This window comes from Isoptericola sp. NPDC055881, assembly GCF_053615895.1.
This window is the reverse complement of sequence record NZ_JBSHCR010000116.1, coordinates 1-7,138: the sequence shown is the minus strand read 5'-3', so window position 1 is coordinate 7,138 and position 7,138 is coordinate 1. Positions and strand designations below refer to the sequence as shown.

Here is a 7,138-nt window from a genome sequence, read left to right as displayed (position 1 = left end):
TCCGTACCCACAACCTCAGGGCGGTCAGGGGCGACCGGCGTAGGGCATGACGTCGTCCCATCGGACGGGAGTCTCGCGGACGTCGACGCCGGGGCGCGGGGCCTCGACCATCATGCCGTTCCCGGCGTAGAGCGCGACGTGCCGGATGGTCGACGGGTCGGACGGGTCGTTCGCGTAGAAGATGAGGTCGCCGGGCCGCATCGAGCCGTACGCGACCTTCCCGACCGTGAGGTACTGCGACCGCGACGTGCGGGTGATCCACACGCCCGCGGCGTTCCACGCCCCCGACGTCAGGCCGGAGCAGTCGTAGCCCGGGTTGCCCGTCCCGCCCCACTGGTACGCGATCCCGATCTTGGAGCGCGCCCAGGCCAGCGCGGCGCGCCCCTGGGCGGCGCTGCCCTGCCCGACGCCGCTGACCGGCGGCGGCTGGGGCGTCGGGTCAGGCTTCGGGTCCGGCCTCGGCGCCGGGTCAGGCGCCGGGTCGGGCGCGGGGTCGGGTGCGGGATCGGGCGCCGGGGCAGGGTCGGGCTCCTGCGTGCGCGTCGGCCGTGGGTCGGGCTGCGCGCGGTCGTCGCCGTCGGACGCCGTGTCCCGGGCCCCGCCCGTCGTCGCGGACGTGCGCGGAGCGTCCGCGGACCGGTCGGGCGACGCGGTGGCGTCCGACCCCTCGCCGACGGCCCCGGACGCAGCCTCGGCGGCGGCCTTGGCGGCTCGCTCCCGCGCCGCCGCCGCGCGCTGCTGCCGGTCGGCCTCGCGCTGTCGCTCCAGCTCGACGGTGGTGCTGCGCAGGTCGGCAAGGCGTGCAAACAGGCGGTCGCGCTCCTGCTCGGCGGCGGTGGTGCGGGCGGTGAGGTCGGCGGCCGTGCGCCGCGCGGTGGCGAAAGCGGCCGCGGCCGCCTCGCCCGCCTCCTGCTGCGCCACGCGCGCGGCGTCCCACCGGGCGTCCGCGTTGCGCGTCGTGGCGCGCAGGTCCGCCTGCTGTGCCAGCGTCCGGGCGATCCTCCGGTCGACGGCTCGCTGTGCCGCGTCCGAGGAGACGACGTCGCCGAGGTCGCGCGCGCCGGCCACGACGTCGAGCGGCCCGAGGGCGCTCTCGGACGCGCGCGCCGTGGTCCGGTAGGCGTCGGCAAGGGAGGACCGGGCGGCGTCCTCGGCCGCCTGGGCCCGGTCGGCGCGCTCGCGCGCGGCGTGCGTCTCGCGCTTCGCGGCGGCGAGCGCCTCGCGCGCCTCCGCGTAGTCCTCCGCCGCGGTCTGGACGTCGGCCTCGGCCCGCGCGAGCTCCGCACGGATCGCGTCGAGCCGCGCCTGCGCCCCGGCGACGTCCAGACGCGCCGCGTCCTCGGCCGCGTGCGCGGCGGCGACGTCGTCGTCGGACGGCGGGTCGGCCCACGCGGCCCCGCCTGCGGGCACCCCGCCGAGCAGCGCCACGATCGCCAGCGCGGTCGCTCGCCGGTATCGGGCCACGCGAGGCACACCTCCGGCGCGGGTAGTCCCGCGGTCCGCAGACGGACGGCTGGTGCGACGCATGGGCTGCTCCTCCTTCGGGCAGGCGCTGTCCGGGCAACCTCGCCCAGGCTCACCCGATCGGGCACGCACCGCCACCGGAGAGTGCGAGGCCCGCCCGGGAAGCAAGGCGACACGCCGTCCATATTTTGGTCTCAGATGGCGAGATCCGGCTGTCGCCCCCGGTGCGCCACGGCTACCGTCGTCCGCATGACCCGCCGAATGTGCCGCTGACCACCGCGCACGTTCGCCTGCCTGCGGCCGCTCGTCGACCCAGCCATCCGCTCCGCGTGCGCAGCAGACCGCCGCGGCCCCGCCTCAGACGCGCAGGCCCCTGGGACCCGCCGCGGCCCGATCGCCGACCGAGCCGACCCGCGCCCACCTGCCAGGAGCACGTCATGACCACCTCTCGCTGGACCTTCGAGACCCGCCAGATCCACGCCGGCCAGAGCCCCGACCCCGTCACCGGGGCCCGCGCGCTGCCGATCTACCAGACCACGTCGTTCGAGTTCCCCAGCGCCGACGTCGCCGCCGACCGCTTCGCGCTCGCCGACCTCGGCCCCATCTACACGCGCATCGGCAACCCGACGCAGGAGGCCGTGGAGGCCCGCGTCGCCGACCTCGAGGGCGGCGTCGGGGCGCTGCTCGTCGCGTCCGGCCAGGCCGCCGAGACCCTCGCGATCCTCAACGTGGCGCAGGCGGGCGACCACGTGGTGGCCAGCCCCAGCCTCTACGGCGGCACGTACAACCTGCTGCGCCACACGCTGCCCAAGCTGGGCATCGAGACGACGTTCGTCGACGACCCGCACGACCCCGCCGCCTGGCGCGCCGCCGCCCGGCCGAACACCAAGGCGTTCTTCGCCGAGACGATCCCCAACCCCCGCGCGGACGTGCTCGACATCGCCGGTGTCGCCGACGCCGCGCACGAGGTCGGGGTGCCGCTCATCGTGGACAACACGATCGCGACGCCGTACCTGGTGCGGCCGATCGAGCACGGTGCGGACGTCGTCGTGCACTCCGCCACCAAGTACCTCGGCGGCCACGGCGCCGCGATCGGCGGCGTCATCGTCGACGGCGGCACCTTCGACTACGCGGCGCAGCCCGAGCGCTTCCCCGGCTTCAACGAGCCGGACGAGAGCTACCACGGCCTCGTCTACGCGCGGGACCTCGGCGTCGGCTCGGCGCTCGGGGCCAACCTCGCCTACGTGCTCAAGGCGCGGGTCCAGCTGCTGCGCGACCTCGGCCCCGCCGTCGCGCCGTTCAACGCCTTCCTGCTCGCCCAGGGCCTCGAGACGCTCTCGCTGCGCGTGGAGCGGCACGTCGCGAACGCGCAGCGCGTCGCCGAGTGGCTGGAGGAGCGCGACGACGTGCGCGTGGTGCACTACGCCGGCCTGCCGTCGTCCCCGTGGCACGCCAACGCGCAGCGCTACGCCCCGAAGGGTGCCGGCGCCGTCATCGCCTTCGAGCTCGACGTGACCGACCCGGAGCAGGCGTCCGCCGCGGGCCGCGCGTTCGTCTCGGCGCTGCGGCTGCACTCGCACGTGGCCAACATCGGCGACGTGCGCTCGCTCGTCATCCATCCCGCCTCGACCACCCACTCGCAGCTCACCCCGGCCGAGCAGGCGTTCTCCGGCGTGACGCCGGGCCTGGTGCGGCTCTCGGTCGGGCTCGAGGGGATCGAGGACATCCTGGCCGACCTCGAGCTCGGCTTCGCCGCGGCGACGGCCACGGCGGGCGCGACGACGGACGACGAGGCCGCCGCGTGACGCGCGCGACGGGGGTGCCCGGACGGCTGCCGGTGCGTCGCGGCGGCGGGGTGCGCGTCGCCCCCACCGTGCCGTCGGTGGGCGGCCGCACCTCGGGCGACGCCCCGCGGGTCCGCCCGACGCCGGTCTCCCGGTCCCGCGTGAAGCCTCCGGTGCCCGCCACCGGGGCGTGGCGCGAGGGCGACCCCGTCGCGGACAAGAAGTTCGCCGACGTCGGCGCGGTCGAGCTCGAGGCGGGCGGCGTGCTGCCCGGCGTGCGGGTCGCCTACGAGACCTGGGGCGAGCTGGACGAGGACGGGTCCAACGCCGTCCTCGTGCTGCACGCCCTCACGGGCGACGCGCACGTGGCCGGGGCCCCCGGGCCGGGCCAGCCGACCGCCGGCTGGTGGGCGGACATGATCGGCCCCGGGGCGCCCATCGACACCGACCGGTACTTCGTCGTCGCGCCGAACGTGCTGGGCGGTTGTCAGGGCACCACCGGGCCCGCGTCGGACGCTCCTGACGGCCGCCCGTGGGGCGGCCGCTTCCCCCGCGTGACGACCCGCGACCAGGTGGCCGCCGAGATCGAGCTCGCCCGGCAGCTGGGGATCGAGCGCTGGACGCTCGTCGCCGGCGCCTCGATGGGCGGGCTCCGCGTGCTCGAGTGGGCCCTGCTCGGCCCCGAGGCGGGCATCGCGGTGGACGGCATCGCCGCCATCGCCACGACGGCGCAGACGTCCGGCGACCAGATCGCGTGGGCGCACCCGCAGCTGGGCGCGATCCGGGCCGACCCGCGCTGGCGCGGGGGCGACTACTACGAGGCAGCCGACGGCGACGGACCCGACGCCGGCCTCGCCATCGCCCGCCAGATCGCGCACACCACGTACCGGACGGCGGCCGAGCTCGACGTCCGCTTCGGACGGCTGCCGCAGGGTGGCGAGGACCCGCTGGGCGACGGCCGCTACGCCGTCCAGTCGTACCTGGACCACCACGGGGACAAGCTCGCGCGTCGGTTCGACGCGAACTCCTACCTGGTGCTCACCGAGTCGATGCTGAGCCACGACCTGGGCCGTGACCGGGGCGGTGTCGAGTCGGCGCTGTCGCAGATCACGGCGCGCGCGCTGGTCGTGGCCGTCGACTCGGACCGGCTGTTCCCGCCGGACCAGGCGAGCCGCATCGCGGCGTGGATCCCTGGCGCGGAGCCGCTGCGCATCGTGACCTCCGACTTCGGCCACGACGGCTTCCTCATCGAGTTCGACCAGCTCGGTCCGATCGTGGCCGAGTTCCTCGCGAACGTCAGCGTCGAGGAGGCCGGGGGCGCCGAGTGACCCGGCGGCGGCCGGGTCCGCGCTGACGGGTCGCCGCGCGCGTGTCGGGGGCCGCGCCTAGCGTGGTTCCCGGCCGCCGACCCGCGCGGCCGGCCCACCCGCGACCCGCGCTGGAGGCGACCCATGGTCCGGCTCAACCCCTACCTCAGCTTCAAGAACCAGGCGCGCGAGGCGCTCGAGTTCTACCAGTCGGTGCTCGGCGGCGACCTCGACATCAGCACGTTCGGCGGCATGCCCGCGGACTCCGGCATGCCGATCGAGGACGCCGACAAGGACCTCGTCATGCACGGCCAGCTCGACACGCCGTCCGGCCTCACCCTCATGGCCGCCGACTCCGGCTCGATGATGCCGTACGTGGCCCCCACCAGCGGGGTGACGGTGGCGCTCACCGGCGGGCCGGAGGACTACGACTACGTGGCGGGCGCGTACGCGAAGCTCGCCGAGGGCGGCTCGGACGCCATGCCGTTCGACAAGGCGCCGTGGGGCGACTTCTACGGCCAGGTGACCGACCGGTACGGCATCACGTGGATGTTCGACGTCGGCGCGCCCTGACCGACCCGCGCGTCAGCTGACGAGCAGGCGCTCCCGGCGGGCGGCGAGGGCGGCGAGCTCGGCGTCCGCGGCCGTGGCCCGTGCGGCGAGGCGCGCGCGGACCGTGTCCACCGCACGGCCCGCGACACGGACACGGTCGCGCGCCTCCGCGATCCGATTGCGCACGGACCAGTCCGTGAAGATGTTGTCGAACCAGACGTCGAGCGTGCGGGTGAACCCGTCGACCCCGACGTCGCCCACGCCCTGCTCGCCGAGGTCGCCCAGCTCCACGGTGAGCCGCCGCAGCGCGCCGTCGGCCCGACGCAGGAGCGCGGCGGCCTTGTCGAGACGGTCGTGCTTGGCCATGCTCGCGATCGCGCCGCCGTCGAAGAACGTGTCGTAGGTCGACCAGCCGTCGGCGCTGCGCAGCTCGTTCCCGGCCGCGGACAAGGCTGCCGCGGCGACCGCGGCGGCCTGCCGTGCCTCCACGATCTCCCGCTGCTCGGCGCGCCACGCGCCGGTCTGCTCGGCCACGTCGGCCAGCTCCGCGGCGGCCGCGCCCCCGCCGTCGCGCACCCACTCCTCCTTGGCGGTCAGGGCCGCCGTCCAGCGGCCCTGCACGTCGCCGAGCGCGTCCATCGCCGCCTCGACGTCGGCCAGGTCGCGGGCGGCCGCGTCGCGCCTGGCCTGTGCGGACGCCGCGACGTACTCGGCCGCCTGCTGCTCCGCCCGTTCCGCGTCCAGCCGCTGCGCCCGGTCGCCGCGCACCGCGGACCACACGCGCGCCAGGCTGAGCGACTCCAGCCGCCGCACGTCCGCCGTCTCGTCCGCGAGGGACGCCCGCGCCGTCACGAGCGCCTCGTCCGCGGCCGCCAGCGCCTGGCGTGCGCGCTCCCGGCGGCCGGACTGCTGCGTGTGCTCGACGACGGCGGCGCGCGCGGCCGTGAGCCTCTCCTCGACGTCACCGACTGGCATGCGCCACAACCTAGCGGCCCGGCCAGTAGGTTGGGCTGCATGCTCGCCGCCACCGTCGCCCGGTTCTCGCCCGACTCCCCGCTCGACGGCCTGGAGGTGGGCGACCGGCCGGAACCGGAGGCGCGCGAGCACTGGACCACGATCGACGTCCGTGCCGCCACGCTGAACCATCACGACCTGTGGTCGCTGCGCGGCGTCGGGCTGCGGGCCGAGCAGCTTCCGATGATCCTCGGGACGGACGCCGCCGGCACCACCTCGGACGGCACGCGGGTGCTGGTGCACGGGGTGATCGGCGCCGACGGGCACGGCGTCGGGCCGCACGAGCGCCGCACCCTCCTGTCGGAGCAGTACCCGGGCACCCTCGCCGAGCGCGTGGCCGTGCCCGCGCACAACCTGGTGCCGATCCCCGACGACCTGTCGTTCGAGGACGCCGCGTGCCTCCCCACGGCCTGGCTCACCGCGTACCGGATGCTGTTCGGCGCGGCGGGCCTCGCTCCCGGTGACCGCGTGCTGGTGCAGGGCGCGGGTGGCGGCGTCGCGACCGCCGCGGTCGTGCTCGGAGCCGCCGCGGGACTCGAGGTGACCGTCACGTCCCGGTCCGCGGAGCGCCGCGAGCGCGCCGTGGCGCTGGGCGCCGCGCACGCGATCGAGACGGGCGGGCGCCTTCCGGAGCGCGTCGACGCCGTGGTCGAGTCGGTCGGTCAGGCCACCTGGGCGCACTCGGTGCGGTCCGTGCGCCCCGGCGGCACGATCGTCGTGTGCGGGGCGACGTCGGGCGACGCCCCGCCCGCCGAGCTGACCCGCGTCTTCTTCAACGAGATCCGCGTGCAGGGCGTGACGATGGGGACGCGCGACGACCTCGCCGCCCTGGTCCGGTTCGTCGCCCGCACCGGGGTGCGGCCCGTCGTCGACTCGCAGGTGTCGCTGGCCCAGGTGGGCGACGGGCTGGCCCGCCTCGCCGCCGGGGAGCAGACCGGGAAGATCGTCGTCCTCCCCTGACCGTCACATGTGGTGAGCGGGCGTTTGGCCCTGTTTCTCGACGAAACCGGGCCAAAC

The 7,138-nt window shown here is 76.1% G+C and carries 6 protein-coding genes; 4 read left to right on the top strand and 2 right to left on the bottom strand.

The window, feature by feature from the left end; all coding sequences use genetic code 11:
- Positions 1 to 24: 24 nt before the first annotated feature.
- Positions 25 to 1,464 (bottom strand): NlpC/P60 family protein, encoded by a 1,440-nt coding sequence (locus ACWGKI_RS20175; protein ID WP_452189420.1) that lies wholly within the window; start codon positions 1,462 to 1,464, stop codon positions 25 to 27.
- A gap of 437 nt (positions 1,465 to 1,901) precedes the next feature.
- On the opposite strand from ACWGKI_RS20175, the gene ACWGKI_RS20170 reads away from it, so the two are divergent.
- The 3 genes from ACWGKI_RS20170 (at position 1,902) to ACWGKI_RS20160 (ending at position 5,128) form a co-directional block, all read left to right on the top strand.
- Positions 1,902 to 3,269, top strand: a complete 1,368-nt coding sequence (locus ACWGKI_RS20170) for a bifunctional o-acetylhomoserine/o-acetylserine sulfhydrylase (RefSeq protein WP_452189418.1) — start codon at positions 1,902 to 1,904, stop codon at positions 3,267 to 3,269.
- Positions 3,270 to 3,346: 77 nt separating this feature from the next.
- On the top strand, positions 3,347 to 4,576 hold the full coding sequence (gene metX, locus ACWGKI_RS20165; RefSeq protein ID WP_452189422.1) for a homoserine O-acetyltransferase MetX: 1,230 nt from the start codon (positions 3,347 to 3,349) through the stop codon (positions 4,574 to 4,576).
- Positions 4,577 to 4,699: 123 nt separating this feature from the next.
- Positions 4,700 to 5,128, top strand: a complete 429-nt coding sequence (locus ACWGKI_RS20160; RefSeq protein ID WP_380245206.1) for a VOC family protein — start codon at positions 4,700 to 4,702, stop codon at positions 5,126 to 5,128.
- A 12-nt stretch (positions 5,129 to 5,140) separates the two neighbouring features.
- On the opposite strand, the gene ACWGKI_RS20155 is transcribed toward ACWGKI_RS20160, so the two are convergent.
- On the bottom strand, positions 5,141 to 6,082 hold the full coding sequence (locus ACWGKI_RS20155) for a hypothetical protein (protein ID WP_452189416.1): 942 nt from the start codon (positions 6,080 to 6,082) through the stop codon (positions 5,141 to 5,143).
- 39 nt (positions 6,083 to 6,121) lie between these two features.
- Here ACWGKI_RS20155 and ACWGKI_RS20150 point away from each other — a divergent pair, with 39 nt between their 5' ends.
- On the top strand, positions 6,122 to 7,081 hold the full coding sequence (locus ACWGKI_RS20150) for a zinc-binding dehydrogenase (protein ID WP_452189414.1): 960 nt from the start codon (positions 6,122 to 6,124) through the stop codon (positions 7,079 to 7,081).
- Positions 7,082 to 7,138: the final 57 nt, after the last annotated feature.

What these genes read in the sequence shown, in the direction of transcription:
- ACWGKI_RS20170 (WP_452189418.1), top strand. Translation starts at nt 1,902, where the DNA reads ATGACCACCTCTCGCTGGACCTTCGAGACCCGCCAGATCCACGCCGGC.
- ACWGKI_RS20155 (WP_452189416.1), bottom strand. Translation starts at nt 6,082, where the DNA reads ATGCCAGTCGGTGACGTCGAGGAGAGGCTCACGGCCGCGCGCGCCGCC.
- ACWGKI_RS20150 (WP_452189414.1), top strand. Translation starts at nt 6,122, where the DNA reads ATGCTCGCCGCCACCGTCGCCCGGTTCTCGCCCGACTCCCCGCTCGAC.
- ACWGKI_RS20160 (WP_380245206.1), top strand. Translation starts at nt 4,700, where the DNA reads ATGGTCCGGCTCAACCCCTACCTCAGCTTCAAGAACCAGGCGCGCGAG.